Raw genomic sequence first — 25,305 nt, 5'->3', positions numbered from 1 at the left:
CCAGGCCCGCGAAACTAAACCGTCACCGGGGCACGGTGTTTGGTGAAGTGCAGTGACTCCTCGTCGACCTTGCCGTACCGGATCAGCCGCAGGTCGAACAGGTAGTTCTGCTTGAGCCGCCACGGTGCTTCCGAGCCCGACTTCGGCAGGGTGTCCATGGCCCGCCGGAAGTAGCCCGGGGTGAAGTCCATGAATGGCAGCTCGTCGACAGTGTCACCGGGATGCTGCGGCTCGACGCGGTCAAAACCGTTGGCGTCCATATAGTTCAGCATCCGGCAGATGAACTCGGAGACCAGGTCCGCCTTCAGCGTCCAGGACGCGTTGGTGTAGCCGAACGTGATGGCCATATTCGGCACCCCGGACAGCATCAGGCCCTTGTAGGTCATCGATTCGGTGAGATCGATCGCCTCCCCGTTGCGGGTGACCGCCGCGCCGCCGAAGAGCTGCATGTTCAAACCCGTTGCGGTGATGATGATGTCGGCCTGCAACTCGGCTCCGGAGGCCAGCTTGATCCCGGTTTCGGTGAAGCGGTCGATGGTGTCGGTGACCACGTCGGCCTTACCGGCCCTGATGGTCTTGAAGAAATCCCCGTTGGGCGCCAGGCACACGCGCTCATCCCATGGCTTGTAATGGGGGCTGAAATGCTTGTCGTAGTCAAAGCCCTCGGGCAGCCGGCGGGTCGCCATTTTCCGCAGCACCCTCTTGAAGACGCTCGGGAAATGCCGCGCGACCTGGTACTGGCCGGTGGCGTAGCCGATGGCCTTCCACCGGTTGGCGACGTGCGCCAACCGCTCCGGCAGGTACTTGTTGGCCTTCACCGCGAAGGGATCGACCAGGGGCAGCGAACCGATGTAGGTCGGCGAGCGCTGCAGCATCGTGACGTGTCCGGAGCCGTCTTTCGCCAGCGACGGGATCAGTGTGATGGCCGTGGCCCCAGAGCCGATCACGACGATTTTCTTGCCTGCGTAGTCGAGATCCTCGGGCCAGTGCTGCGGGTGGATGATCTGACCGGCGAAGTCGGCCGCCCCGGGGAATTCCGGCGAGTAGCCCTCGTCATAGTTGTAGTAGCCGCTGCATACCGACAGAAATGAGCAGGTGAGCTGCTTCTGTTCGCCCGCGTGGTCGACGGTCAGCGTCCAACGGTTGTCAGCGTCGGACCAGTCCGCCGAGACCACCCGGTGGCTGGTGCGGATGTGCCGGTCGATGCCGTTCTCGGCGGCGGCCTCGTTGATGTAGTTCCAGATGGACGGGCCATCGGCAATCGAACGGGCCGAAGTCCACGGCTTGAACCGGAATCCGAGGGTGAACATGTCGGAGTCCGAGCGGATGCCGGGGTATTTGAACAGGTCCCAGGTGCCGCCGATGTTCTCGCGGCGCTCCAGGATGGCGTAACTCTTGGTCGGGCAGCGGTCCTGCAGGTGCCAGGCCGTGCTGATGCCGGAGATGCCGGCGCCGACGATCACAACGTCGAGGTGTTCGATCATGGGACCGACGGTATCAACATGGTGTTGAGCTGGTCAACAGTATGTTGAGAAAATCAACATACTGTTAGGCTTCATGCTGTGAGTACCGCCGGCCAGACCCGCGCACCCCGCGGTCGACGCTCGACGCGGCCCTCCGGCGATGACCGGGAGGCGGCAATCCTGGCGACCGCGACACAGCTGCTCCACGAGCGGCCGTTTTCCGATATTTCGGTCGATGACCTCGCCAAAGGCGCCGGGATCTCCCGGCCCACGTTCTACTTCTACTTCCCGTCGAAGGAAGCCGTACTGCTCTCGTTGCTCGACCCGCTGATCAAGCGGGCGGACACCGGATTCGACAGCGCTCTGGAGGCCATGCCCGCCGATCCGCGCCGGGCCATCCGTCGCGGCATCGAGATCTTCTTCAACTCGTTCGGGTCGCATCCGGCCACTGCACGCGCGGGCACCGAGGCCGTGAACACCAGTCCCGAGTTCCGCGCCTTCTGGGCCGGTTTGATGCAGAAGTGGATCAACCTGACGGCGGCGCTGATCACTGCCGAGCGGCAGCGCGGCGCGGCCCCGGACACCATTCCGGCCCTTGACCTGGCGACGTCACTGAACCTGATGAACGAGCGGATGATGATGGCATCGCTTGCGGCCGAGCAGCCCTCGGTCGAGCACGACAAAGTCGTCGACACCCTGGCCCACGTCTGGCAGACCAGCATCTACGGGGACGCCGCCTGAGCCGGCGCCGCTGAGCCCGCTACGGATCGATGACTGCCATGAGCGCCGCGACAAACGGCGCCGGGTCGAGGTCGCCACGTACGGCGAGTTGTTGGCTGTAACCGACACAGACGGCCACGAACGCCTCGGCGATGCGATCGGCTTCCGCTTGCTGCCGTCCGGGCAGGAGCGCGGCCACGCTGTCACGCAGCGCAGTGAGCTGCGACTGGACGAGGGTCGCGAGCCGGGGCGAGATGGCGGCCTCGGCGTAGATCTGGGCCACCAGCCGGGCGTGGCCCTCCTCCCGCGCCAAAACACGGGTGCGCTCGAGAAACTCGTGGATGGCCGTGGCGGTCAGCTCATCGGGAAATGCTTGGCCGGCCTGATCGCAAATCGCGGTGACGATCTCGTCCTTACTGGTGAAGTACCGGTATATCGCACCGTTGGAGAGCCCCGACTCGGTCACGATGTCGGCCAGGGAGGTCCCGGCGAACCCTTGGCCGGCGAATCGGGTCCGAGCGGCGTCCACGATCTGCTGCCGGCGCGCGTCGAGATAGGACTGATCGACCTTGGGCATAAAAAGAGTGACCCCTCGCTTTCTGTTACCGTCGACAGCCTACCGCGCACCCGACTGCCTAGGAGCCTTCATGCGCTATCAGACCTTGGGACGACACACCGGACTGCGAGTCTCGGAGTGCGCGCTGGGCACGGGAAGCTTCGGCACCTCCGATCCCAGTGCCGGACTGGATGCCTCCCGCGCGATGTTCGAAACGTTCGTCGCAGCAGGCGGCACCACGTTCGACACATCCAACATCTACCAGGACGGCCAGTCCGAAACCGTGCTCGGTGAACTGCTCGGTCGCGACCGGGACGACTTCGTGGTGATCACCAAGTACAGCGGGACGAGGCGGGAGGAACCCCGCCCTGGGACGACGGGCAACAGCCGCAAGACCATGATTCGTTCCCTTGAGGCAAGTCTGGGCCGTCTCAAGACCGATTACGTGGACGTTTTCATGCCACATTTCCCCGACGGGGTCACTCCCACCGAGGAAATCATCGCAGGGCTCGACGATTTGGTCCGGTCCGGCAAGATCCGGCATGGCGGGTTGTCCAACTTCCCGGCCTGGCGAGTCGCGGGCGCCGCGGTACGCGCGGACCTGTGTCGGCAGGCGCCGCCGATCACCATCGAGACCGAGTACAGCCTGGCCGAACGCTCCGCCGACCGCGAACTGCTACCGATGGCGCAAGCCCACGGCCTCGGCGCACTGCTGTACTCCCCACTGGCCGGCGGCCTGCTCACCGGCAAGTACCGGCGTGGCGAGACAGGACGATTGAGTGCTGACGGCCGGACCGTCGAGGACACCGCCCAACAGTCTGCGGTCGTGGACGAGGTGCTCGCGATCGCCCACGAAACAGGCAGTAGCGCGGTCCAGGTGTCCGTGGCCTGGCTGCGTCACCGTGCCGCCCTGGCCACGACCGCGTTGGTCCCCATCTTCGGACCGCGAACCGTGACGCACCTGGAGGAATACCTGCGGTCTTTCGAGCTGGAACTCGACCCACAGCACTACCGTCGCCTGGACGAGATCAGCGCGGTTCATCTGGGCGCTCCACACGACGACGTCGTGGCCGCCCTGCGCAACGGCTATGACGGTGACCGCACACTCCTGCGCTCCACGTACGCAGCAGTGACCTGAGCCGGCTCACCAGACTCACTCTTCGGTTACTCAGGCTCCGACAGCCGTCAACCATTCGCTGTAGAAGAGCGCGATCCCGAGGCCGCAGGCGATGGCGGTGATCAGCCAGAACCTCACGGCCAGTGTGTTTTCCGGCCACCCCACCAGCTCGAAGTGGTGGTGGATCGGAGTCAGGCGAAAGACTCGTCGGCCGGTGGTGCGGAACGCCGCGACCTGAATGACGACCGAGGTCACCTCGGCGACGAACAGTGCGCCAAGGATGATGGCCAGGATTTCGGTGCGGCTGGTGACCGACAGCCCCGCGATGATGCCCCCCAGCGCCAGGGAACCCGTGTCACCCATGATGATTCTGGCGGGTGCCGCGTTCCACCACAGGAATCCGATGCAGGCGCCGGCCGTCGCGGCGGCGACGAGCGCCAGGTCGAGAGGATCCCGCACGTCGTAGCACCCGGGTCCCTGGGTCACGGCACAGGCGTTTCGGAACTGCCAGAAGGTGATGAGCACGTATGCGGCGGCCACCATAGCCATCGCCCCGGCGGCGAGCCCGTCCAGGCCGTCGGTGAGGTTGACGGCATTCGACCAGGCGGAGACGACGACGATGCAGAACAGCACGAACACCACGGGCGGCAGTGTGATGGTGGCGATTTCGCGGACATAGGACAGTTCGACACTGCCTGGGGTCAGACCGTCGGAATTGCGGAACTGGAGCACGAGGATGCCGAAGAGGACAGCTGCGACGAGTTGGCCCGCACTCTTGGCCCTCTTGTTCAGGCCGAGATTGCGTACGCGCCGCAACTTGACGTAGTCGTCGACGAAACCGACAGCACCCAGCGCGGTGGCCAGTCCGAGGACGAGCAGCCCCGATGCCGAGGGGCCCTCGCCACCGAGCGCGAGCCCGACGAGGTTCGTGCCCAGGTAGCCCGCCCAGATCGCGGTGAGGATCGCGAGCCCGCCCATCGTCGGTGTGCCACGCTTGCGCTGGTGGCTCTTCGGGGCGTCGTCGCGGATCTCCTGGCCGAATCCCAGCCGCCTGAACACCCGGATCAATACGGGGGTCAGCAGCAATGCGATCACCAGGGCCAGGCCCGTGGCGATGAGTACCTGCTTCATCGACCGATCTCCGACGCACAGTTCAGTCGACGGCAGCCACGCCGCAGCAGACCCCAACCCCCCATCGACCCAGTATGTCGGAGCCGCTGCGACGCCTCCGGCAGCGACGCCGGCCGTGTTGTCGGTCGGCAGTGGGACAGTTTGTGGAGGGACGAAACCAAAGATCGAGGAAACAGATGTCCGTGTCCGCCGAGGCAAGCATTCTGCACGCCGATCTCGATTCGTTCTATGCGTCGGTCGAGCAGCGCGACGATCCGACGCTGCGCGGGCGGCCGGTGATCGTCGGCGGCGGGGTCGTGTTGGCCGCCAGCTACGAAGCCAAGGCGTTCGGCGTGCGCACCGCGATGGGTGGGCGCCAGGCCCGCGCGCTGTGCCCACAGGCCATCGTGGTGTCGCCGCGGATGTCCGCGTACTCACAGGCCAGCAGGGACGTCTTCGCGGTGTTCGCCGACACCACCCCGCTCGTGGAGCCGTTGTCGGTCGATGAGGCGTTTCTCGACGTATCGGGTCTGGGCCGGCTGTCGGGTACTCCGGTGGAGATCGCAGGCCGACTCCGGGAACAGGTCAAGGACAGGGTCGGCCTGCCCATCACGGTCGGCATCGCGCGGACCAAGTTCCTGGCCAAGGTCGCCAGCCAGGTCGCCAAGCCCGACGGTCTGCTGCTGGTCCCGCCGGATCGTGAGCTGGCGTTCCTGCACCCTCTCCCGGTGCGGAGGTTGTGGGGTGTCGGCGCCAAGACTGCCGAGAAACTGCACGCCTACGGCATCGAGACGGTGGCCGACGTGGCCGAACTGTCCGAGTCGGCACTGGGCACCATGGTCGGCGGCGCGATGGGCCGGCAGCTGTTCGCGTTGTCGCGCAACATCGATCGCCGCCGCGTCACTACGGGGGTACGGCGCAGCTCGGTGGGCGCCCAGCGGGCGCTGGGTCGGCGCGGCAACTCCATGTCCGCGGCCGAGGTGGACGCGGTGGTGATCAACCTCGTCGACCGGATCACGAGGCGGATGCGGACGGCCGGACGGACCGGGCGCACCGTGGTGCTGCGGCTGCGCTTCGACGATTTCGGGCGTGCCACACGTTCACACACCCTGCCGCGGGCAACGGCGTCGACCGACGCCATCCTGGACGCCGCCCGCGGGCTGGTGGCCGCGGCCGCACCGGTGATTGCCGAGCGGGGGCTGACCCTGATCGGATTCGCGGTCTCCAACATCGACCGCGAGGGCAGCCAGCAGCTCGAGTTGCCGTTCGCCGATCAACCGGATCCGGTGGCGATCGATGGCGCGATCGATGACGTGCGCCGACGGTTCGGCACGGCACTGTTGACCCGCGGCGTGTTGGTCGGCCGCGATCCCGGTTTGGAGATGCCGATGCTGCCTGATTAAAACAATTGCGCGGCAACGAAACCGGCGAGTAGGACCGCGAATCCGCCGATTTCGCCGACGATGAGCGCGACCATGCCCGCATGCAGTCCCGGACCGGGCTTCTCGAACTGATTGGTGGTGTCCTGCTTGGCACCGTGCTCGATGTAGGCGGCGATGGCGACGACGAAGAAGAACACCAGCACCATCGCGGCCGTCAGGTTGACCCAGGTGGGCCAGGCGCTGAGTTCGACGAAGACCGCCACCAGCAGCGTCGCGAACGAGTAGAGCAACGCGGCCCGGTGCGCGATGTCCACATACGGATGGGCGAGGTGATTCTCGTTGGTGGCCATCTGCCGGTACTTCCACACGCCGAGTATCAGCGCCAGCAGGAAGATCAGCCCCGCCGCCAGCAGGGTCACGATGGTGTCGACACCAAGTTCCGCACGCATCGCGTGAGTTTACGAGCAGGCCTTATCCCGGCAGTGACCCGCAGCGCGGTGTTGCGCGCAACCACACCGGCCGCGGTGGCCGGGACGATCACCCGGGAGCCCGGGTCCATCCAGCGTTGTCGCGGCATCACCAGGCGCCGGTGCCGGCGTTCATACTCGCCCAGCGCTGACGCCGGATCATCTCGACCGACCGCGATGCACTCGGAAAGGGTTGCCGCACCGGCGATTGCGAGGCTGGACCCGTCGCCGAGCAGTGATACGCACGATGCGGCATCACCGAGCAGAACGATCCGCCCGCGCGCCCAGGTGTCCAACCGGACCCGGCTGACCGAATCGAAGTAGATGTCGCCTGCCGTCCGCATGCGGTCCAGCAGCTCGGGCACCCGCCAGCCCATGCCCGCGTAGGCCGCGGCGACGACCTCGATGTGGCGCGCGGTGTCGCGGTGGTCGTAGCGGGCCCCGTCGCGGAAGATGAACGCGGCGATGCCACGGCCGGTGGCCGGATGCACCGCGGCCATCCGCCCGGGTGCGTTGTGCATCAGCACCGTGTCGCCGTCGGCGTCCCCGGTGAGGTCGACGGTGGCGACGTACATCCCGAGGTGTTCGATGAATCCGGTCCCGAACGCGAGCTCCCGCACCTGCGAGTGCAGACCGTCGGCGCCCACCACCAGATCGAACCGTTGCGGCTCGGCGCGTTCGAAGGTGACCTCCACGCCCGCGGCATCCTGGCGCAGTGTGCGGACCGTGTCGCCGTAGCGGTACTCGGCCGCGTCACGTTCGGCGTCGGCCAGGATCGCGGCCAGGTCACTGCGGGGAATCTCGATTCCCCTGCCCACTTGGATTGGCGCCCAACCGATTCGCCGGCCGTTTCGGTCGACGGCGCTGATGCCGGTGGCCCTGGTGGCCGCGCTCCGCAGCCGGGGCAGCACCCCCATCCGCGCGGCGACGTCGTATGCGGGGCCGCGCACATCGACCGGGCTGCCGCTGGATCGGTCGCCTGCCGCCCGTTCGACGACAGTGACGGACATCCCCTGGCGGGCCAGCCAGTAGGCCGCGGTGGAACCGGCCACGCCCGCCCCCACGATGAGCACCGTCCGCATGGCCACACCTTTCTGCAGTCACTGCAATTTTGCACTAACTGCAGTTATACACTCGGTGGGTGCCGACCGAAACCAGCGCGGGAACGCTGCGGGAGCGCAAGCGTGCGCGGACCCGGGCTGCCATCGTCGACGCCGCGCTGCGGCTCTTTGCGGCCAACGGCTATGACGGGACCACGGTTGCCGACATCGCCGCGGCCGCCGATATCGCGCCACGGACTTTCTTCAGCTATTTCCCCAGCAAGGACGACGTTTTGTTGCCGGGGGCGGACGCCCGCATCGCCGCCGCCATCGAGGCTATCGCGGAGCGCGGACCGCAGGACCGCCCGGCCGATGTGCTGTTACGCGCGCTCGACTCGGTCATCGACGGCGGCCATGACTTCGCCGACGAAGAAGGCGCACTACGGTTCCGGCTCATGCAGACCGTCCCGGCAATTCGGGGGCGGGCGCTCCAGGTCCAGCTCGATGCCCAGCGGCAGATCGCCCGCCGGCTGCAGGCCGCGTACGCCGACGAACTCGACGACATCGCCGCCGGAGCCATCGTCGGCGCCTTCGTCGGGGCCGTCACCGGCGCGGTGCAGGCGATGGTCGACACCGGCATACCCGAGAGTCACGCCGCGCGGGCGCGGGCGCTGCGCCGAGCCACCGAGATCGCCCTGCGACCGTGGCAGCAGGACCAACGCTGAATCTGAGTAGTCTCACCCATCCGCAGGCCCCGCCGTTGCGACAGGCTTCATGTCATGAACGCACTCAACGACACGGGCAAGAGCACCGCGGCATTCTTCGTCCAGGCCGCCATCGGATTCGGCGCGAGCTTTCTCGGCCTCCTTGGCGGGATCCTGTTCCTGCCGCTCGACCCGTGGCAGCGGTTGTTCCTCGGCATGACCGCCCTGTTCCTGGTCACCAGTTCATTCACCCTGGCCAAGGTGATCCGCGACCAGCAGGAGGCCAGCACCGTGCGGGTCCGGCTCGATGAGGCCCGCATGGAAAAGCTGATCGCCGAACACAATCCGTTCACCTCAGCTGCGTGAAGTCCACTCCAGCAGCCGCTCGGCGGGCCAGGTGTTGACGATGCGATCCACCGGCACCCCGGCGTCGAGCGCGCGCTGGGCGCCGTAGCCGAGGAATTCGAGTTGGCCGGGGGCGTGTGAGTCGGTGTCGATGCTGAACAGGCAGCCGATCTCCAGCGCGAGGTTCAGCAGCCGGGTCGGCGGATCACGCCGCTCCGGCCGGGAGTTGATCTCGACGGCGGTGCCGCTGTCGCGGCAGGCGGTGAACACCTTCTCTGCGTCGAACTTCGATTCCGGCCGCGTCCCACGGCCCCCGGTGACCAGGCGCCCGGTGCAATGCCCGAGCACGTCGGTGTGCGGGTTGGTCACGGCCTTGATCATCCGCCGGGTCATGGACGACGCATCCATCGCGAGCTTCGAATGGACGCTGGCCACCACCACATCGAGGCGCTCGAGCAATTCCGGTTCCTGATCCAATGCGCCGTCCTCGAGGATGTCGACCTCGATGCCGGTCAGAATTCGCATCGGCGCCACGAGTTCCCGCACGTCGTCGATCACGTCGAGTTGCTCACGCAGGCGTTCCGGGGACAAGCCGTTGGCGATTCTGAGCCGCGGTGAGTGATCGGTCAGCGCGCAGTACTCATGGCCCAAATCCTTTGCCGCCAGCATCATTTCTTCGATCGGCGCAGACCCGTCGGACCAGTTGGAGTGCACGTGCAGGTCACCCCGTAACGCCGACCTGATCTCCCCACCACCGAGATCCTCGGCAGCCGAGCGCAATTCGGCCAGTGCATCCGGCTCGCGTCCGGCCCAGGCCTGCGCGATGACCTTGGCGGTCTTGGGGCCGACCCCGGGCAGCGACTGCCAGCCGTTCGCCGCACCCAGCCGTTCCCGTTGCGCATCGGAGAGCGCCTCGACGACATCGGCGGCATTGCGGTAGGCCATCACCCGTCGCGGGTCCTCCCGGGCCCGATCCTTGTAATAGGCGATCTGGCGCAGTGCGCTCACCGGATCCATGGATTCCAGTGTGCCTGCCTGCCGCCGACAAAGTCGACGTCACACCGCCGCTGTTTGCGTCACGGCGAGCGCTCCCCGTACGATGGATTGAGATTTCCTTCAATCCATCAATTCTTCAGGTCGCCTCATGCCCCACAGCTTCCTCGGCAGTCCGGAACAGCCGCTCTACGAGATCAAGGCCAATCTGTTCAAGGCCCTCGCGCATCCGGCGCGCATCAGGATCCTCGAAATTCTCTCCGCCAATGACCAGAGCACCCCGGTCAGCGCGATCCTTGCCGAAACGGAGATCGAGCCGACCCTGCTGTCCCAGCACCTGGCGGTGCTGAAACGCCACCACGTGGTCCGCGGTCAGCGCGTCGGCAATGCGGTGTTCTACGAACTCGCTCACCCGAAGATCTCAGAACTGCTGATGATCGCCCGCACCTTCCTGGCCGATACCCTCGGCGCGCAGCGCGATCAATTGGCCGCACTGCAATCGCTGCCCCCGATCGGGCACCCGTGATCGGCACCGCGGTCGGCAATCTCGGACGCCTGCTGCCCCACCGCCGCGACTACGCCGAACTGCCACGAACCTGGCGCCGCGACATTCTCGCCGGGATGACCGTCGGCGTCGTCGCCCTGCCGTTGGCGTTGGCATTCGGGATCAGCTCCGGTGTCGGAGCGGCCGCCGGCCTCATCACCGCGGTGATCGCGGGGCTGGTCGCCGCGGTGTTCGGCGGCTCGCATGTGCAGGTGTCGGGGCCGACGGGCGCGATGGCGGTGGTGCTGGCGCCCATCGTCGCGGACCACGGCCTGGGCAGCATCGCATTGGTGACCGTCGGGGCCGGACTGCTGGTGCTGGCGGGCGGCGTGACCGGGCTGGGCCGGGCGGTGACATTCATTCCCTGGCCGGTGATCGAGGGGTTCACCTTGGGAATCGCGGCCATCATCTTCCTGCAGCAGGTGCCTGCCGCCTTCGCCCAGCCCGCCCCGGCCGGTGAACGCACACTGCTGGCAGCGATCACAGCGGTCGCGCACGCAGACTGGGCCGCAGCCGCGAAAACCCTTGGCGTGGTGGCCTTTGTCGCGCTGCTGATGGCCGCGCTCCCCCGGCTTCACCGCGCTGTCCCCGAATCGCTGACGGCGGTGATCGCCGCCACCGTCCTCGTCGCGGCGCTGGATATCCCGGTGGCCGCGATCGGCGAGCTGCCATCGCATCTGCCCGCGCCGGTGCTGCCACACGCTGATGCCGGAGCGCTCAGCACGCTACTCGGCGCCGCGTTGGCGATCGCCGCGCTGGCAGCCATCGAATCGCTGCTGTCGGCCCGGGTCGCGGCGACCATGTCGCCGACCGGTCCGTATGACCCCGATCGCGAACTCGTGGGACAGGGCCTCGCGTCGGTGGCCTCGGGGGTGTTCGGCGGAATGCCCGCGACCGGCGCGATCGCGCGGACCGCGGTGAACATCCGCGCCGGCGCCGGGACCCGGGTGGCCGCGATCGTGCACTCGCTGGTCCTGCTCGGTGTGGTCTACCTGGCCACCGGTCCGGTTTCGTCAATTCCGTTGGCAGCGCTGTCCGGTGTGTTGATGGTGACGTCATTCCGGATGATCTCGCGGTCGACGGTCCGCAAGATCATGCGCTCGACCCGATCCGATGCCCTGACATTCGTTCTCACCGCCATCGTCACCATCTGCTTCGACCTGATCGAAGCCGTTGAGATCGGGATCGTGGTGGCCGCGTTCTTCGCGCTGCGCTCGGTGGCGCGACGCAGCAGCGTGACACGGGAAGACCTGCCAGGGCCCCAGCAGCCCGGCGACGAGCAGATTGCACTACTGAGGCTCGACGGTGCGATGTTCTTCGGAGCGGCAGAACGCATTTCGAATGCGATCGTGGGCGCCGGACATCCACAGCCCTCCGTCGTCATCATCCGGATGTCTCAACTGGGCATGCTCGACGCCACCGGGGCCCATACGCTCGCCGAGATCTCCACCGAATTGGAGTCCCGCGGTATCACGGTGATCATCAAGGGCGTGCAGCCCGAGCACATGGAGTTACTCGCCAACGTCGGGGTTTTCGAATCGCTCCGGCACGAAAACCACCTGCTCGACTCACTCGACGACGCCGTCGAGCATGCCCGCACCCACGTCACACACCAACCGCACTGACTCCTCAACAGTCTCCCGGCTTCGCCGTGCAGTGGGGCGTCGTACCGGGGAAGCGGTACCGGTGCGTGGCGACCCAGCGGTAGATCGCATCCTGGAGTTGCCGGACACCCGGCATCCGGTACAGGCGCAACGGAATGCGGGTTCCGAAGCTCACCCCGAGGGCCGCGTTGATCGCCTCGGCACCGCCATACACCGCGCCCGACGGGTCATGCCACCATGCCGCCTCGTACATCCGGTCGGTCCTCAGCCCGAGCCGCTCAGCGACACCGGCCCCCTGAAACGGCGCGGTGCGCAGCTCACCGGTTCGCTGGATCCGCACCAACGAGTTGACGCTGCGCGTGCACATGCCGCAGTTACCGTCGAAGTACAGGACGCCGTTCATAGTTCCATTATTATTTCCCCGCCCCCAGGAATTAATCAGCCGTGGGGCCTAGTTTGGAAAACTGTGCGATTCGCCTTCAAAACATCCCCGCAGAACACCACATGGGCCGACATGCTCGCCATCTGGCGGACGGCCGACACCATCGACGTCTTCGAGTCCGGCTGGACCTTCGACCACTTCTATCCGATCTTCTCCGACCCGACCGGACCCTGCCTGGAGGGCTGGACCACGCTGACCGCGCTGGCACAGGCCACCGAGCGACTCCGGGTGGGAGTGCTGGTGACCGGTATCCACTACCGGCATCCGGCCGTGCTGGCCAACATGGCCTCCGCGCTGGACATCATTTCCGATGGCCGCCTTGAGCTGGGTATCGGCGCCGGCTGGAACGAGGAGGAGTCGGGTGCCTACGGCATCGAGCTGGGCTCCATCAAGGAGCGCTTCGACCGGTTCGAGGAGGCCTGCGAGATTCTCAAGGGCCTGCTGAGCCAGGAGTCGACGACGTTCGACGGCACGTACTACCAGCTCAAGGACGCGCGCAACGAGCCGAAGGGCCCGCAGCAGCCGCACCCGCCGTTCTGCATCGGTGGCAGTGGGGAGAAGCGCACCCTGCGCATCACCGCCAAGTACGCCGACCACTGGAACTTCGTCGGCGGCACCCCTGAGGAGTTTGCCCGCAAGCGCGACGTCCTTGCCTCGCATTGCGCCGACATCGGCCGCGACCCCAAGGAGATCACGCTATCCGCACATGTGCGGCTCGGTGAGGACCGCGACTACACCAAGGTGCTCGCCGAGGCGGCCGCGCTCGGTGCCGAAGGGCTCGATCTGGCCATCATCTACCTGCCACCGCCTTACGACGTGGGCGTGCTGGAGCCGCTGGCCGAGACGATCAGGGACTCGGGGCTGCTCACCGGCTAGTCAGGAAACGCCCACCTCGACCACATGGACGCGGACGCCTGCCGCCGAGATGTGCTCGAGCTGGTCGGCATCGGCGGTCGAATCGGTCACCAGATGATGAATCTGGTTCAGCGCCACCATCTTCGCGAAGGTGACCTTGCCGATCTTGGAGCCGTCGACGGCCACCACGACCTGCTGGGCGTTGGCGGCCATGGCGATCGCGGTGCGCGCCTCGGCTTCGTCGTAGGTCGTCGTGCCGATCTCGGCGGACATCCCGTCGGCACCAAGGATGGCGGTGCCGACGGTGATCACCTGGAACGCGTGTTCGGACATCGGGCCCACGGCCTCAAGGGAATTGGCGCGGACGAGCCCGCCCGTCATGATCACCTTCATATGCGCGTCGACCGCGCAGTCGGCGGCGATCGTGAGCGAATTCGTCACGATCGTCATGCCGGGTCGGCCTTTTAGCGATCTGGCCACCTCGCCGGTGGTCACGCCCCCCGTGAGTGCGACCGCCTGCGGGCCTGCGGGCACCAGGGCCGCGGCGTGCCGGGCGATCCGACGCTTGATTGCGGTCATCCGGTGGTCACGCAACCGCACCGGGATCTCGCTGCCGCTCGGGTCAAGCGCCCGGGCGCCCCCGTGGGTCCGCACCAGCAGACCTTGCTCTTCCAGTTCGCCGAGATCGCGCCGCAGCGTTGCTGCCGAGACCCGCAATTCGGTACGGAGTACGCGGGAATCGACTTCTCCGCGGTCCCGCAAGAGCGAGAGCACCTCGCGCATACGATCCGTGCGCTTGATCGACATTGCTCACAACTCCTGGGACGACGGCCAAAACAATCAGTTTTACTGATCGCTTCCGGGTTTAGCATTGCGCGCTTTGAGCGATCTTCCCATCATCGACGAATGCTTCACATGCCCCCACCGGAACAGCGGGTTTCACCGTGACCTTGGCCGCCACCGCCGATCTCGTCACGTCCGCCGTTTCGGCGGGTACCGCGGTACTCGCGTTCAACGTGGTCACCATCGAGCACGCCGAAGCCATCGCCGACGGTGCCGAACGCGCCGGGATCTCCGCACTTTTGCAGATCAGCGAGAACACCGTCGGATTCCACGGCAGCCGCATCGCTCCGCTGGCGAAAGCCTGCGCGCAGATAGCCACTCATTCGACGGCCCCGTTGGCGGTGCACCTCGACCACTTCCAGGACATCGCCCTGATCGCCGAGGCCATCGAGATGGCCGCCGACCTCGGCGTCAGCTCGATCATGATCGACGCGGCCGCGCTGGCATATCAGGACAACCTCGACCGGACCCGCGCCTTCACCGACGACGCCCACGCGGCCGGACTGTGGGTGGAGGCGGAGTTGGGCGAGGTCGGCGGCAAGGCCGGCGACACCCGCGGCGCGCATGCGCCCGGCGTCCGCACCGATCCGCAGGAAGCGGCGGCCTTCGCCGAATCGACCGGAGTGGACGCCCTGGCCGTCGCGGTCGGGAGTACACATGCGATGACCACGCGTGACGCGGACCTCGATCACGCGCTCATCGCCAAGCTCGCCGCAGCCGTGTCGATCCCCCTGGTGCTGCACGGCTCTTCGGGTGTCCCGGCCGATGCGCTGCGCCGCGCGGTCGACACGGGGATCCGAAAGGTCAACATCGGAACGGCACTCAACCTCGCCTATACCTCGGCGGTCCGGGAAAGCCTCACCGCCGACCCGGCGGCGACCGACCCACGCACATACCTGGCCGCCGCGCGAAAGGCGGTCGCAGACACCGTCGTCGACGTCGGCCGCGCCATCGCCGCACCCGAACCGATCAGAGCCGACGCAGGAATGAGTGAATCACGATGACCCCGGCCCGCCAACATCTGCAGGGCACCGATCTTTCTGCCCCATCGACCAATCCGCTGTCGGAGACCATCAGCAGGCACAAGGCCGGTGAGCCCGTGGGCATCTACTCGGTGTGCTCGGCCCAGCTCACCGTGGTCGAGGCCGCGATGGCCCAGGCCGCCGAGGACAACAGCTACGTGTTGATCGAAGCCACGTCCAACCAGGTCGACCAGTTCGGCGGCTACACCGGTCTGCGTCCGGCACAGTTCCGCGACCTGGTCTGGCGTATCGCCGAGGAAACCGGGTTCGAGCGTGATCGCGTCGTCCTCGGCGGTGACCATCTCGGCCCCAACCGCTGGCAGCGCCAACCCGCCGACGAGGCGATGGCGCATGCCGAGGTGCTGATCTCGAGCTATGTGGAAGCCGGGTACTCCAAGATCCACCTCGATTGCAGCATGTCGTGCGCTGACGATCCGGCCGTCCTTCCCGATGAGGTCGTCGCAGGCCGCACCGCCCGGCTGCTGCGCATCGCCGAAGAGACCGCGGGCCGCCACCACATCGACGGTCCGGTGTACGTCATCGGCACCGAGGTCCCGGTGCCCGGCGGTGCCCACGAGACGCTGAGTCAGCTCACACCGACGCCGGCCGACCGGGCCCGACGCACCATCGACGCCCACCGCAGCGCATTCGCAGGGCTCAGCCTGGACGATGTGTGGCCGCGGGTGGTCGCACTGGTGGTGCAGCCCGGCGTCGAATTCGATCATCTCAACGTCATCGACTACCGGCGCAACGCCACCGCCGAGTTGCGCCACGTCCTCGACACCGAAGACAACCTGGTCTTCGAGGCGCACTCGACCGACTATCAGCGACCGGCGCAATTGCGCGAACTCGTCGAGGATCACTGGGCCATCCTGAAAGTCGGTCCCGGACTGACATTTGCGATGCGTGAGGCGCTGTTCGCGCTCGCCCGGATCGAGGCCGAACTCGTCGCGGCGCCGTCGCGGTCGAACCTGATCGAGGTCATCGAACGCCGGATGCTCGCCGATCCGACACACTGGACGGGCTACTACGAGGGCGATCCGGTCACCCAGCGCACCGCACGGCGCTACAGCTACAGCGACCGGCTGCGCTACTACTGGGCCGACGATCAGATCGACGCGGCACGGCGGGCGCTACTGACCAATCTCGACCGCGTGGGCATCCCGCTGCCGTTGATCAGCCAATTTCTTCCCGGCCAGTACGACCGGATCCGCACCGGTCGCCTCGAGAACCGGGCGCAGGCCCTGGTCATCGACCGGGTACGCGACGCCTTGCGCCCCTACGCCCGTGCCTGTATGGCCACTGCCGACGAATACGCGACCCTGACTACTGGAGCAACCGATGCCTAATTCTTCCCCGTCCGCCCTGACCGCCGTGCCCGCCCAAACCGACGGTGGCGCAACCATTGTCGAGATCGGTCAGCAACCCGATGCGTGGCGGGAGGTCGCCGGTGCGATCGGTGGCGACAGCGCCGGGTTCCTGGGCGAGATCACCGCGCGCAGCGACCTTCGAGTGATCCTGACGGGCGCGGGCAGCTCGGCGTTCGTCGGTGAGATCGCCGCCCCGGCGCTGCGGCGTCATCTCAACCGCCGCGTCGAGGCCGTACCGACCACCAGCATCGTCGCCAATCCGCAGGATCATCTGGAACGCGACACCCCGACATTGCTGGTATCGTTCGGCCGGTCGGGCAACAGCCCCGAGAGTCTGGCGACCACTGCACTGGCCGACGAATTCGTCGACAATATCTGGCATCTCGTCTTCACCTGCCACCGCGACGGACAGCTGGGCCGCGCACATGCCGACCGGCCCAACTCGCTGGTGGTCTTCATGCCCGAGCGCACCAATGACACCGGTTTCGCGATGACGTCCAGCCTCACCTCGATGTTGTTGGCCTGCATGCTGATGCTCGGTACAGCCGAACAAGCCGATGCCGAAGCGCTGGCCGGGGCTGCCCAGCACATCGCAGGCCTGCAGCCCGACATCCGCGCGTTGGCCCAGGCGAAAAAGCAACGATTCGTCTATCTCGGCAGCGGTCCGTTGGAAGGACTCGCCCGGGAGTCTGCGCTCAAGCTGCTCGAGCTGACCGCGGGCGAGGCGGTCACCTACTGCGACTCACCGCTGGGATTCCGCCATGGCCCCAAGGCAGTGCTCGACGGCGACACCCTGGTCGTGGTGTACGTGTCCACCGATCCCTACACCCGCCGCTACGATCTCGACATCGTCGCCGAGATCAGCGCCCAACTCGGCCCGGACAACGTCGTGGTGATCAGCACCGAACCGCTTGCGACAGTGACCGGACCGGCTTTCGTGGTGCCCGGCCTCGATGGTCTCGACGACTCGTCGGTGGCCCCGGCATATCTGGTGTTCGCCCAGTACCTCGCATTGTTCACCGCGCTGGAGTACGGCAAGACCCCGGATAACCCCTTCCCCGCCGGGGAAGTCAGCCGCGTTGTTCAGGGTGTGACCATCTACCCGATGGGGTCGCGATGAGCACGCGCTACCTCGGAGTCGACGGCGGCGGGTCGAAGACGGCGTTCGCGCTCATCGACGATACGGGCCGGATTCTGGCCAGGGCCACCGCCGCGACCTCCTACTACTTCAATGAAGGTTTCGACGTTGTCGAACGCGTTCTGGCCCAGGGTGTTGCCGATATCTGCGGGCAGGCCGGTATCGATCCGGCCGGCATCGAGCGGGCTTTCTTCGGAATTCCCGGCTACGGCGAGGCCAGCGCTGACATCGAGCAGCTCGATGCCGTCGGCCGCCATGTCCTCGGCCACGACCGCTACAGCTGCAACAACGACATGGTCTGTGGGTGGGCGGGATCGCTGGCCGGCGAGGACGGGATCAACGTCATCAGCGGCACCGGATCGATGACTTATGGAGAACGCGACGGCACGGGGCACCGTGTCGGCGGATGGGGTGAACTGTTCGGCGATGAGGGCTCCGCGTATTGGGTTGCGACCCAGGGCCTGAACGCCTTCACCCGGATGAGCGACGGCAGGCTTGCCCGCGGACCGCTCTACACTCATTTCAAGGAGCGCCTGCAGATCTCCAGCGATCTCGACGTCGTCAGTCTGGTCATCGAGAAGTGGGGCGGCAGCCGGGGTTCGATCGCCGCACTGGCCACCACGGTCTGCGAGGCGGCCCGCGAGGGTGACGAATTCGCTCGGCGAATTCTGGCCGACGCCGCAACCGAACTGGCGACGTTGGTCGAAACCACCCGGGTGCTGACCGGATTCACCGAGACCGAACCCGTAACGGTGTCGTATTCGGGCGGAATGTTCTCCGACGAGGGATTTCTGCCGCTGTTCCACGGTGCCCTGGAACGGTTGCCTGCCAAATACGACCTCCGGCGCCCACTGCTCGACCCGGCTCTGGGCGCGGCCCTCTACGCCGCCAAACAGAGCGGCCATCCGCTGAGCCCCCATGCTGTGCACCAGCTTGCAACGCCCCGAACATAATCCGAAGAGGTGAAGGCACTATGACCGATACACCGACCACCCGCAGCTGGATCTTCTACGCCACACTGCTCATCCTGTTCTGGGGCGTCTGGGGCGCCTTCTCCGCGCTACCCGCAACGTGGTACGGCTACCCCGACGAGATGATCTACAGCATCTGGGCCCTGACGATGATCATTCCGGCGGTCTTCGCACTACGGGGACAACGCTTCGACCGGCGTCCCCGCGCCGCGGTCTACGGCCTGCTCATCGGATTGACCGGTGCCGGTGGCCAACTCCTGTTGTTTCAGGCACTGACCATCGGTCCGGCCTACCTGATCTTCCCGATCGTCTCGATCTCGCCGGCGATCACCGTGGTGATGGCCATGGTGCTGCTGCGGGAACGCATCTCCGGGCTGGCCATAGTGGGGCTGCTGGCGGCACTGGCGGCGATCGTGCTGTTCAGCATCACCGGGAGCGATTCCGATGGTTCATCGGGGCCGTGGTTGCCGCTGGCGATCGTGGTCTGTGTGGCCTGGGGCGTGCAGGCCTACTTCATGCGCAAGACCGCGACGATCGGCGTCAACGAGGCCACCACCTTCGGTTGGATGGCGATCAGCGCGCTGGCCCTGATTCCCGTCGCCCTGTTCTCGATGGGCGGCATCCCCACCGGATTCGGCTGGAAGGCACCGGTTCTGACGGCAGGGACGCAACTGCTCAACGCTGTCGGAGCCTTGTTCCTGGTGATGGCGCTCAGCCGCGGCAAGGCCACCATCGTCGCACCGACCACCAATGCGCTGGCACCGGCCCTGACGATCGTCGTCTCCCTCGTGGCGTACCAGACGTTGCCCACCCCGTACGGCGCGATCGGCATCGTGCTGGCACTGGTGGGGTCGACATTGATGGTCTACAGCGACGAGAGGCGCGGTGAAGCCCTCACCGACGCCGTGCTCGACCAGTTGCCCGAGGGCGGGACCAAGACCGCAGCACCCAGGAGTAGGACATGAAACCCACGATTGTCATCATCGGCGCGGGCAGCGTCGAATTCACCCGGGAACTGCTCGGAGACATCTTCTCCTTCTCCGACCTCGGCCCGGTCCGGATTGTGCTGCACGACATCGACACCGAACGTCTGGAGACCGCGGAGGCCATCGCGCGGGCTACCGCCCGCACCGCGGGCGCACAGCCCGAGTTGGTTTCCAGTACCGACCGGCGCCGCGCGCTCGAGGGTGCGGATTACGTCATCAACGTCATCCAGGTCGGGATGCACGAGGCCACGGTGCGTGACTTCGACATCCCCGCGTCCTACGGGCTGAATCAGACCATCGGCGACACGATCGGGATCGGCGGCATCTTCCGCGGGCTGCGCACCTTCCCCGTGCTGGCCGCGATCGCCCGCGACATGGAACAGATCTGCCCGGACGCCTGGTTGCTGAACTACACCAACCCGATGGCCATGAACGTCACGTTCCTGCGGCACGTGGCCCCACGCCTGAAAGTCCTCGGGCTGTGCCATTCCGTGTACTGGACGATGGTCGGCTTGTGCGAGCTCATCGACGTGCCGTTCGACGAAGTGTCGTACTGGTCGGCCGGCGTCAATCATCAGGCCTGGGTGCTGCGCTGGGAGCGCGACGGCCAGAACCTGTATCCGCTGCTGGATCAGCGCATTTCGGCCGATCCGGAACTGCGCCGTCGGGTGCGGGTCGACATGTACCGTCGGCTGGGCTACTACCCGACCGAGACGAGCGAGCACTCCAGTGAGTACGTTCCGTGGTATCTTCGCCACCCCGACGAAGTCTCCCGGCTGCGGCTCGACGTCGGCGAGTATGTCTCGATCAGCGCGGCCAACCTGGCCGAATATGCGCGCGTCCGTGCCGAACTGGCCGGCACCGAGTCACTCGGAATCGACACCGGCTCCACAGAATACGCGCCACAGGTGATCCACTCGCTGGAGACCGGGACCGTGCGGGTCATCGCAGCCAACGTCGTCAATGACGGCCTGATCACCAACCTGCCCGACGGTGTCGCCGTCGAGGTGCCGACGGTGCTCGACACGCTGGGCGCGCACCCGATGAAGGTCGGTGATCTGCCGCCGCAATGCGCCGCACTCAACCGTTCGTTCCTCGGGCCGGTGGACCTGGCGGTGCGGGCCGCGGTCGACGGGGACCCCCGCCTGGTGCGGGCGGCGGCCATGGTCGATCCCAACACCGCCGCATCCTTGACCGTCGATCAGATCTGGGACCTGTGCGACGAACTGACCGCCGCACACGGGGATCTGTTACCCGAAGCCCTCCGCACGCCGATGAAGGAGTACCTATCGTGATTCGCCGAAAAGTCTGCATGGCATTGGCTTCCGTCCTCGTCCTCGCCCTGTCCGCCTGCGGAGGTGGCGACTCGTCGTCGTCCGGGCCCACCAAGATCGCGGTGTGGCACGGCTACCAGGACGTCGAAGGTGAGGCGTTCACGGCGCTGATCGACCAGTACAACAAGGAACATCCGGACGTCGAGGTCACCGACCTGTACTCCAGCAATGATCTGGTGCTGCAGAAGGTTTTGACGGCCGTGCGTGGGGACAGCGCCCCCGATGTCGCGTACATGTTCGGGTCCTGGTCCCCGAAGATCGCCCAGATCCCCCGGGTCGTCAACATGGCCGACGAAGTGTCGGCGCCGGAATGGAATTGGGATGACTTCTATCCGGCCGAACGGGACGCAGCGACGGTCGGGGACAAGATCGTAGGCGTACCTGCCCTGGTGGACAACCTCGCGATCGTCTACAACAAGAAGCTGTTCGCCGATGCCGGGGTCGCACCGCCGAGCCCGGACTGGACGTGGGACGACTTCCGCGCGGCGGCAGCCAAGCTGACCGACCCCACCAAGGGCCAGTACGGCTGGTTGATTCCCGCCGATGGAAGCGAAGACACTGTCTGGCACTACGTTCCGATGCTGTGGGAAGCCGGCGGCGACATCTTGACGCCGGACAACAAGCATGCGGCGTTCAATTCTGAAGCGGGCGTCAAGGCGCTGACCGTGTTGCAGCAGATGGCCGTCACCGACAAGTCGCTGTACCTGGACACCACCAACGAGAACGGTCCCAAGCTGATGAACAGCGGTAAGGTCGCGATGCTGGTCACCGGCCCCTGGGATCTGAGCTCGCTGTCCGACATCGACTACGGTGTGCAGACCATGCCCACCTTCGCGGGTTCCAGCGGCTCCCATCAGACAATCTCGGGACCCGACAACTGGGTGGTGTTCAACAACGGCGACCGCAAGAAGCAGGCGGCGGTCGACTTCGTCAAATGGCTGACCGCCGCCCCGCAGGTCAAGACTTTCTCGTTGGCGACCGGTGACCTGCCGACCCGGGTCTCGGTGGGCCAGGATCAGGCGGTGCTCACCCAACTCGACGAGAACCTGCCCGGCAGCGCGACATTCGTGGAGAATCTGAACAACGTGAAGAAGACCAGGCCCACGGTGGATCAGTATCCGGCGATATCGGAGGCGATGGGTCAGGCGATCGTGTCCGTCATGCTCGGCAAGGACCAGCCCGCAGACGCGCTGAACTCCGCAGCGCAGGCCACCGACGCCGCATTGGCCGGAGAATAGCCGTGCCCGCGGCGGTCCTGCGGCGCATCGGCCGCTCGGAGAGTGTGAACGGGTGGGCGTTGGTGAGCCCCGGCGTGGTGCTCATCGGCATCTTCGGGCTGCTCCCGGTACTGATGTCGCTGCAACTGTCGTTCCAGCAATCGGATCTGCTGTCACCGGAGACACCCTGGGTCGGCCTGGAGAACTACCGGAAGTTGGCCGAAGATCCGGTATTCGTCGAGGCCACGAAACACACCATCGTCTACACGGGCCTGTTCGTTCCCGGCACGATGCTGGTCGGGCTGTTCGTCGCTGCGGCGATGAACCGGTCGCTGCGCTTCATCTCGGTGTACCGGACGGCCGCCTACGTGACGATGGCGGTGTCCACGATCTCGCAGGGCATCATCTTCCTGTGGTTGACCGACCGCGACTACGGTCTGGTCAACGCGGCCCTCAACGCGGTGGGCGTGCCGTCCCAGCCGTTCCTGGCCTCGCCGTCCCAGGCCCTCTTCGTGATCGTGGCCATGACGATCTGGGGCTGGACGGGATTCTCGGTCATCGTCTATCTCGCTGCACTGCAAGGGGTGCCCGCCGAATTGCACGAGGCCGCTGCGATCGACGGTGCCAGCCCGTTCACCCGTTTCCGCACCATCACCGTGCCATTGCTCGGGCCGGCGAACCTGTTCCTACTCGTCTGGCTGACGATCAACGCGCTCCAGCTGTTCGACGAGGTCTACGCCACCACCCGCGGCGGTCCGCTACGGGCCACCACCGTGATCGTCTACTACCTCTGGGACCGCGCGTTCGTGCAGTTCGACGCCGGCTACGCCGCGGCGATGGCCTACGCACTGTTCGTCGTCATCCTGGTGATCACCGCCGTGCAATTCCGTCTCGCCCGGAGGTACGTGCACTACTCATGACCGCCACCCAGCTGCCTCCTGCCGAAACCACTGCGCCGCTGCCGCAGTCACCGACCCGACGCGTGCGGCTGCGGCTGCCGTTCAGCCCGTGGCATCTCGTCCTGATCCCGCTGACGTTCCTGTTGATCGTTCCCCTGCTGTGGATGCTCATCACCTCACTGGAGACCGAAGGCGAAGCCAATCATTTCCCGCCGGTCCTTTTTCCGGCAGACCCACAGTTCGGAAACTATTCCGAAGCCTGGCAGGCCGCGCCGTTCGGGCACTTCTTTCTCAACAGCGCGCTGGTCACCCTCGTGGTGCTGGCCAGCAACCTGTTCATCTGCAGCCTGGCCGGTTACGCGTTCGCCCGCATCAAATTCCTCGGTCGCGGTGTGCTGTTCGTGACGCTCATGGCCACCCTCATGGTGCCGTTCCAGGTGACGATGATTCCGGTGTTCCTGATCGTGAAGTGGTTCGGAGACAACGTCGCCGAGGTGCTGGGCATCGACCATATCGGTGCCCTGATGTTGCCCAACCTCGCCACCGCATTCGGCATCTTCTTCCTGCGCCAGTTCTTCCTGACCGTCCCGGTGGAGCTCGAAGAAGCCGCACGCGTCGACGGAACCTCACGGCTCGGTGTGCTGTTCAGGATCATCCTCCCGCTGTCACTGCCCGCACTGTCCACGCTCGCCGCCCTCACCGTGCTGACCTCGTGGAACGACTTCCTGTGGCCGTTGATCGTGATCACCTCCCAGGATCAGATGACGATCCCGTTGGGGCTCAGCTACTTCCAGGGTGCGCATCGGGTCAAATGGCCACTGCTGATGGCGGCGAACGTGATGAGCCTGCTGCCCATGCTGCTGGTGTTCATCGGCGCGCAGCGGTATTTCGTCCAATCAGTGGCCAGTACCGGCTTGAAGGGCTGACCGTGAAACTGCTTCGAAGGGAACAACATTGGCCGAGGTAGAGTTCTGCGACGTCACGCGTCGGTATGCGGGCGGGGTGGTTGCCCTCAACGGCCTCAACCTCTCGATGAGCGACGGGGAATTCCTCATCCTGGTCGGCCCGTCAGGCTGCGGGAAGAGCACCGCGCTGCGCCTGCTCGCCGGGCTGGACAAGCCGACCTCGGGTGAGATCAAAATCGGTGGCACCACGGTGAACGCGCTCGGGCCCGGGGAACGCGACATCGCGATGGTGTTCCAGAACTACGCGCTGTACCCGCACATGAGCGTGTACGCGAACCTCGCGTACGGGCTCCGCCAGCGCAGAACGCCGCGCCGCGAGATCGAACAGCGGGTGCGGGAGACCGCGACTCTGCTGGAAATCGACGGGCTGCTCAACCGTAAGCCGGGTCAGCTCTCCGGCGGCCAGCGCCAGCGGGTTGCGATGGGCCGGGCGCTCGTCCGCAAGCCGCAGGCATTCCTGCTCGACGAGCCGTTGTCCAACCTCGACGCGAAGCTGCGCACCCAGGTCCGCGGTGACCTCAAACGCTTGCACCGCGAAGTCCCGGTGACCTCGATCTACGTGACGCATGACCAGGTCGAGGCGATGACGCTGGGCGACCGGTTGTGTGTGATGTCCAAGGGCGAAGTGCAGCAGATCGGCACCACCGACGACATCTACAACCGTCCCGCGAACACCTTCGTCGCATCGTTCATGGGCAGCCCGCCGATGAACCTGATGCCCGCAGTGGTGCGCGGGGGCATCGTGCACATCTCTGGCGCGGCCGTCATGACCGCCCACGTGCCGGATGGTCCCGTCACCGTCGGGGTCCGGCCCGAACATGCCCAGGTCCGCACGTCGCGCACCGATGATCTGGTGCCGGCCCGCGTCGATTTCGTCGAGCCACTCGGCAGCCACGTGCTGATCACGGTGATCATCGACGGGGACGGGGCTGACAGCGGCCGGATCGGTGCGGCGCCCGGCGAGACCCGGGTGATCGTCCAGGGGCCTGCGGGCCTGGAACTGGACCCCGGCAGCCCGGTCGGTCTCGCAGTGACCCCGGAGCGCACCTATTTCTTCGATGCCGAGACGGGTGTCGCCGACGTCCGCCGAGAGCGGATATCCCTGTAACCGACCACAGTCTGGCGCGGGATAACGGTTTGATAACGTCGAGCAAATGGCCGCCGCGTGATGCGGCGAGCCGGAACTCGGGGTGGACTGCGGTCGCTAGACTCCGAAGC

The 25,305-nt window shown here is 66.2% G+C and carries 26 protein-coding genes; 18 read left to right on the top strand and 8 right to left on the bottom strand.

Annotated elements, in window-relative coordinates:
* Positions 1–14 precede the first annotated feature (14 nt).
* Complete coding sequence (locus M1247_RS02620) at positions 15–1,484, bottom strand: flavin-containing monooxygenase (protein WP_317154694.1); 1,470 nt, start codon at positions 1,482–1,484, stop codon at positions 15–17.
* 78 nt (positions 1,485–1,562) lie between these two features.
* Here M1247_RS02620 and M1247_RS02615 point away from each other — a divergent pair, with 78 nt between their 5' ends.
* Positions 1,563–2,204 carry a TetR/AcrR family transcriptional regulator gene (locus tag M1247_RS02615; RefSeq protein WP_317154693.1) on the top strand — a complete coding sequence of 214 codons (642 nt, stop codon included), beginning with the start codon at positions 1,563–1,565 and terminating at the stop codon, positions 2,202–2,204.
* A 19-nt stretch (positions 2,205–2,223) separates the two neighbouring features.
* Here the strand turns inward: M1247_RS02615 and M1247_RS02610 are convergent, their stop codons facing one another.
* Positions 2,224–2,760, bottom strand: a complete 537-nt coding sequence (locus M1247_RS02610; RefSeq protein WP_317154692.1) for a TetR/AcrR family transcriptional regulator — start codon at positions 2,758–2,760, stop codon at positions 2,224–2,226.
* Positions 2,761–2,830: 70 nt separating this feature from the next.
* Between M1247_RS02610 and M1247_RS02605 the strand changes: the two genes are divergently transcribed.
* Positions 2,831–3,877 carry an aldo/keto reductase gene (locus M1247_RS02605; RefSeq protein WP_317154691.1) on the top strand — a complete coding sequence of 349 codons (1,047 nt, stop codon included), beginning with the start codon at positions 2,831–2,833 and terminating at the stop codon, positions 3,875–3,877.
* 30 nt (positions 3,878–3,907) lie between these two features.
* Here the strand turns inward: M1247_RS02605 and mraY are convergent, their stop codons facing one another.
* Positions 3,908–4,987 (bottom strand): phospho-N-acetylmuramoyl-pentapeptide-transferase, encoded by a 1,080-nt coding sequence (gene mraY / locus M1247_RS02600; RefSeq protein ID WP_317154690.1) that lies wholly within the window; start codon positions 4,985–4,987, stop codon positions 3,908–3,910.
* 176 nt (positions 4,988–5,163) lie between these two features.
* Between mraY and dinB the strand changes: the two genes are divergently transcribed.
* The gene (gene dinB, locus M1247_RS02595) at positions 5,164–6,369 is read left to right on the top strand and encodes a DNA polymerase IV (protein ID WP_317154689.1); all 1,206 of its coding nucleotides are present in this window, start codon (positions 5,164–5,166) and stop codon (positions 6,367–6,369) included.
* On the opposite strand, the gene M1247_RS02590 is transcribed toward dinB, so the two are convergent.
* Both M1247_RS02590 and M1247_RS02585 read right to left on the bottom strand, forming a co-directional pair.
* Positions 6,366–6,797 carry a hypothetical protein gene (locus tag M1247_RS02590; protein ID WP_317154688.1) on the bottom strand — a complete coding sequence of 144 codons (432 nt, stop codon included), beginning with the start codon at positions 6,795–6,797 and terminating at the stop codon, positions 6,366–6,368. The genes dinB and M1247_RS02590 overlap by 4 nt on opposite strands.
* Entirely contained in the window at positions 6,764–7,897 is a 1,134-nt protein-coding gene (locus M1247_RS02585) for an FAD-dependent oxidoreductase (RefSeq protein WP_317154687.1), read from the bottom strand. Before M1247_RS02585 ends, M1247_RS02590 begins: the two co-directional genes overlap by 34 nt.
* A gap of 59 nt (positions 7,898–7,956) precedes the next feature.
* On the opposite strand from M1247_RS02585, the gene M1247_RS02580 reads away from it, so the two are divergent.
* Together M1247_RS02580 and M1247_RS02575 are read left to right on the top strand one after the other, a co-directional pair.
* On the top strand, positions 7,957–8,580 hold the full coding sequence (locus tag M1247_RS02580; RefSeq protein ID WP_317154686.1) for a TetR/AcrR family transcriptional regulator: 624 nt from the start codon (positions 7,957–7,959) through the stop codon (positions 8,578–8,580).
* Between the two features lie 54 nt (positions 8,581–8,634).
* Positions 8,635–8,925 (top strand): YiaA/YiaB family inner membrane protein, encoded by a 291-nt coding sequence (locus M1247_RS02575; protein ID WP_317154685.1) that lies wholly within the window; start codon positions 8,635–8,637, stop codon positions 8,923–8,925.
* Here M1247_RS02575 and M1247_RS02570 read toward each other — a convergent pair.
* Positions 8,914–9,921 (bottom strand): PHP domain-containing protein, encoded by a 1,008-nt coding sequence (locus tag M1247_RS02570; RefSeq protein ID WP_317154684.1) that lies wholly within the window; start codon positions 9,919–9,921, stop codon positions 8,914–8,916. The two genes, M1247_RS02575 and M1247_RS02570, sit on opposite strands and share 12 nt — an antisense overlap.
* A gap of 127 nt (positions 9,922–10,048) precedes the next feature.
* Here M1247_RS02570 and M1247_RS02565 point away from each other — a divergent pair, with 127 nt between their 5' ends.
* Positions 10,049–10,423, top strand: coding sequence for an ArsR/SmtB family transcription factor (locus tag M1247_RS02565; protein ID WP_317154683.1), 375 nt, complete (start codon positions 10,049–10,051; stop codon positions 10,421–10,423).
* A complete protein-coding gene (locus M1247_RS02560; protein WP_317154682.1) occupies positions 10,420–12,066 on the top strand; it encodes a SulP family inorganic anion transporter in 1,647 nt (548 codons plus the stop codon). Before M1247_RS02565 ends, M1247_RS02560 begins: the two co-directional genes overlap by 4 nt.
* Positions 12,067–12,070: 4 nt before the next feature.
* On the opposite strand, the gene M1247_RS02555 is transcribed toward M1247_RS02560, so the two are convergent.
* Positions 12,071–12,448: a thiol-disulfide oxidoreductase DCC family protein gene (locus M1247_RS02555; protein WP_317154681.1), complete on the bottom strand. Its 378-nt coding sequence runs from the start codon at positions 12,446–12,448 to the stop codon at positions 12,071–12,073.
* A 63-nt stretch (positions 12,449–12,511) separates the two neighbouring features.
* Between M1247_RS02555 and M1247_RS02550 the strand changes: the two genes are divergently transcribed.
* Complete coding sequence (locus M1247_RS02550; protein ID WP_317154680.1) at positions 12,512–13,363, top strand: LLM class F420-dependent oxidoreductase; 852 nt, start codon at positions 12,512–12,514, stop codon at positions 13,361–13,363.
* On the opposite strand, the gene M1247_RS02545 is transcribed toward M1247_RS02550, so the two are convergent.
* Positions 13,364–14,149, bottom strand: a complete 786-nt coding sequence (locus M1247_RS02545) for a DeoR/GlpR family DNA-binding transcription regulator (RefSeq protein WP_317154679.1) — start codon at positions 14,147–14,149, stop codon at positions 13,364–13,366. It abuts the gene before it with no gap.
* A 137-nt stretch (positions 14,150–14,286) separates the two neighbouring features.
* Between M1247_RS02545 and M1247_RS02540 the strand changes: the two genes are divergently transcribed.
* From M1247_RS02540 to M1247_RS02495, 10 genes are read left to right on the top strand one after another with little or no spacing between them, the layout of a single operon-like run.
* The gene (locus M1247_RS02540) at positions 14,287–15,189 is read left to right on the top strand and encodes a class II fructose-bisphosphate aldolase (RefSeq protein ID WP_317154678.1); all 903 of its coding nucleotides are present in this window, start codon (positions 14,287–14,289) and stop codon (positions 15,187–15,189) included.
* Entirely contained in the window at positions 15,186–16,556 is a 1,371-nt protein-coding gene (locus M1247_RS02535; protein ID WP_317154677.1) for a D-tagatose-bisphosphate aldolase, class II, non-catalytic subunit, read from the top strand. Before M1247_RS02540 ends, M1247_RS02535 begins: the two co-directional genes overlap by 4 nt.
* Positions 16,549–17,697: an SIS domain-containing protein gene (locus tag M1247_RS02530; protein ID WP_317154676.1), complete on the top strand. Its 1,149-nt coding sequence runs from the start codon at positions 16,549–16,551 to the stop codon at positions 17,695–17,697. Before M1247_RS02535 ends, M1247_RS02530 begins: the two co-directional genes overlap by 8 nt.
* Positions 17,694–18,668, top strand: coding sequence for an N-acetylglucosamine kinase (locus M1247_RS02525; protein WP_317154675.1), 975 nt, complete (start codon positions 17,694–17,696; stop codon positions 18,666–18,668). The genes M1247_RS02530 and M1247_RS02525 overlap by 4 nt, the downstream gene beginning before the upstream one ends.
* Before the next feature lie 20 nt (positions 18,669–18,688).
* A complete protein-coding gene (locus M1247_RS02520; protein WP_317154674.1) occupies positions 18,689–19,651 on the top strand; it encodes a DMT family transporter in 963 nt (320 codons plus the stop codon).
* Positions 19,648–20,967 (top strand): alpha-galactosidase, encoded by a 1,320-nt coding sequence (gene melA, locus M1247_RS02515; protein WP_317154673.1) that lies wholly within the window; start codon positions 19,648–19,650, stop codon positions 20,965–20,967. Before M1247_RS02520 ends, melA begins: the two co-directional genes overlap by 4 nt.
* A complete protein-coding gene (locus tag M1247_RS02510) occupies positions 20,964–22,244 on the top strand; it encodes an ABC transporter substrate-binding protein (protein WP_317154672.1) in 1,281 nt (426 codons plus the stop codon). The genes melA and M1247_RS02510 overlap by 4 nt, the downstream gene beginning before the upstream one ends.
* A gap of 2 nt (positions 22,245–22,246) precedes the next feature.
* Positions 22,247–23,143 carry a carbohydrate ABC transporter permease gene (locus M1247_RS02505; RefSeq protein ID WP_317154671.1) on the top strand — a complete coding sequence of 299 codons (897 nt, stop codon included), beginning with the start codon at positions 22,247–22,249 and terminating at the stop codon, positions 23,141–23,143.
* The gene (locus M1247_RS02500; RefSeq protein ID WP_317154670.1) at positions 23,140–24,048 is read left to right on the top strand and encodes a carbohydrate ABC transporter permease; all 909 of its coding nucleotides are present in this window, start codon (positions 23,140–23,142) and stop codon (positions 24,046–24,048) included. Before M1247_RS02505 ends, M1247_RS02500 begins: the two co-directional genes overlap by 4 nt.
* A 28-nt stretch (positions 24,049–24,076) precedes the next feature.
* A complete protein-coding gene (locus M1247_RS02495) occupies positions 24,077–25,195 on the top strand; it encodes an ABC transporter ATP-binding protein (RefSeq protein WP_317154669.1) in 1,119 nt (372 codons plus the stop codon).
* Positions 25,196–25,305 lie beyond the last annotated feature (110 nt).

The sequence above is a fragment of the Mycobacterium appelbergii genome, assembly GCF_032883035.1.
Classification (GTDB): domain Bacteria; phylum Actinomycetota; class Actinomycetes; order Mycobacteriales; family Mycobacteriaceae; genus Mycobacterium; species Mycobacterium appelbergii.
Note: the sequence above shows the minus strand (reverse complement) of the source record. Positions and strands in the feature narration are given on the sequence as shown.

Coding starts and splice junctions, on each gene's coding strand:
- M1247_RS02585 (WP_317154687.1), bottom strand. CDS start 7,897: ATGCGGACGGTGCTCATCGTGGGGGCGGGCGTGGCCGGTTCCACCGCG.
- M1247_RS02525 (WP_317154675.1), top strand. CDS start 17,694: ATGAGCACGCGCTACCTCGGAGTCGACGGCGGCGGGTCGAAGACGGCG.
- M1247_RS02620 (WP_317154694.1), bottom strand. CDS start 1,484: ATGATCGAACACCTCGACGTTGTGATCGTCGGCGCCGGCATCTCCGGC.
- M1247_RS02535 (WP_317154677.1), top strand. CDS start 15,186: ATGACCCCGGCCCGCCAACATCTGCAGGGCACCGATCTTTCTGCCCCA.
- M1247_RS02575 (WP_317154685.1), top strand. CDS start 8,635: ATGAACGCACTCAACGACACGGGCAAGAGCACCGCGGCATTCTTCGTC.
- M1247_RS02570 (WP_317154684.1), bottom strand. CDS start 9,921: ATGGATCCGGTGAGCGCACTGCGCCAGATCGCCTATTACAAGGATCGG.
- M1247_RS02610 (WP_317154692.1), bottom strand. CDS start 2,760: ATGCCCAAGGTCGATCAGTCCTATCTCGACGCGCGCCGGCAGCAGATC.
- M1247_RS02605 (WP_317154691.1), top strand. CDS start 2,831: ATGCGCTATCAGACCTTGGGACGACACACCGGACTGCGAGTCTCGGAG.
- dinB (WP_317154689.1), top strand. CDS start 5,164: ATGTCCGTGTCCGCCGAGGCAAGCATTCTGCACGCCGATCTCGATTCG.
- M1247_RS02500 (WP_317154670.1), top strand. CDS start 23,140: ATGACCGCCACCCAGCTGCCTCCTGCCGAAACCACTGCGCCGCTGCCG.
- M1247_RS02520 (WP_317154674.1), top strand. CDS start 18,689: ATGACCGATACACCGACCACCCGCAGCTGGATCTTCTACGCCACACTG.
- M1247_RS02545 (WP_317154679.1), bottom strand. CDS start 14,149: ATGTCGATCAAGCGCACGGATCGTATGCGCGAGGTGCTCTCGCTCTTG.
- M1247_RS02565 (WP_317154683.1), top strand. CDS start 10,049: ATGCCCCACAGCTTCCTCGGCAGTCCGGAACAGCCGCTCTACGAGATC.
- mraY (WP_317154690.1), bottom strand. CDS start 4,987: ATGAAGCAGGTACTCATCGCCACGGGCCTGGCCCTGGTGATCGCATTG.
- melA (WP_317154673.1), top strand. CDS start 19,648: ATGAAACCCACGATTGTCATCATCGGCGCGGGCAGCGTCGAATTCACC.
- M1247_RS02530 (WP_317154676.1), top strand. CDS start 16,549: ATGCCTAATTCTTCCCCGTCCGCCCTGACCGCCGTGCCCGCCCAAACC.
- M1247_RS02555 (WP_317154681.1), bottom strand. CDS start 12,448: ATGAACGGCGTCCTGTACTTCGACGGTAACTGCGGCATGTGCACGCGC.
- M1247_RS02590 (WP_317154688.1), bottom strand. CDS start 6,797: ATGCGTGCGGAACTTGGTGTCGACACCATCGTGACCCTGCTGGCGGCG.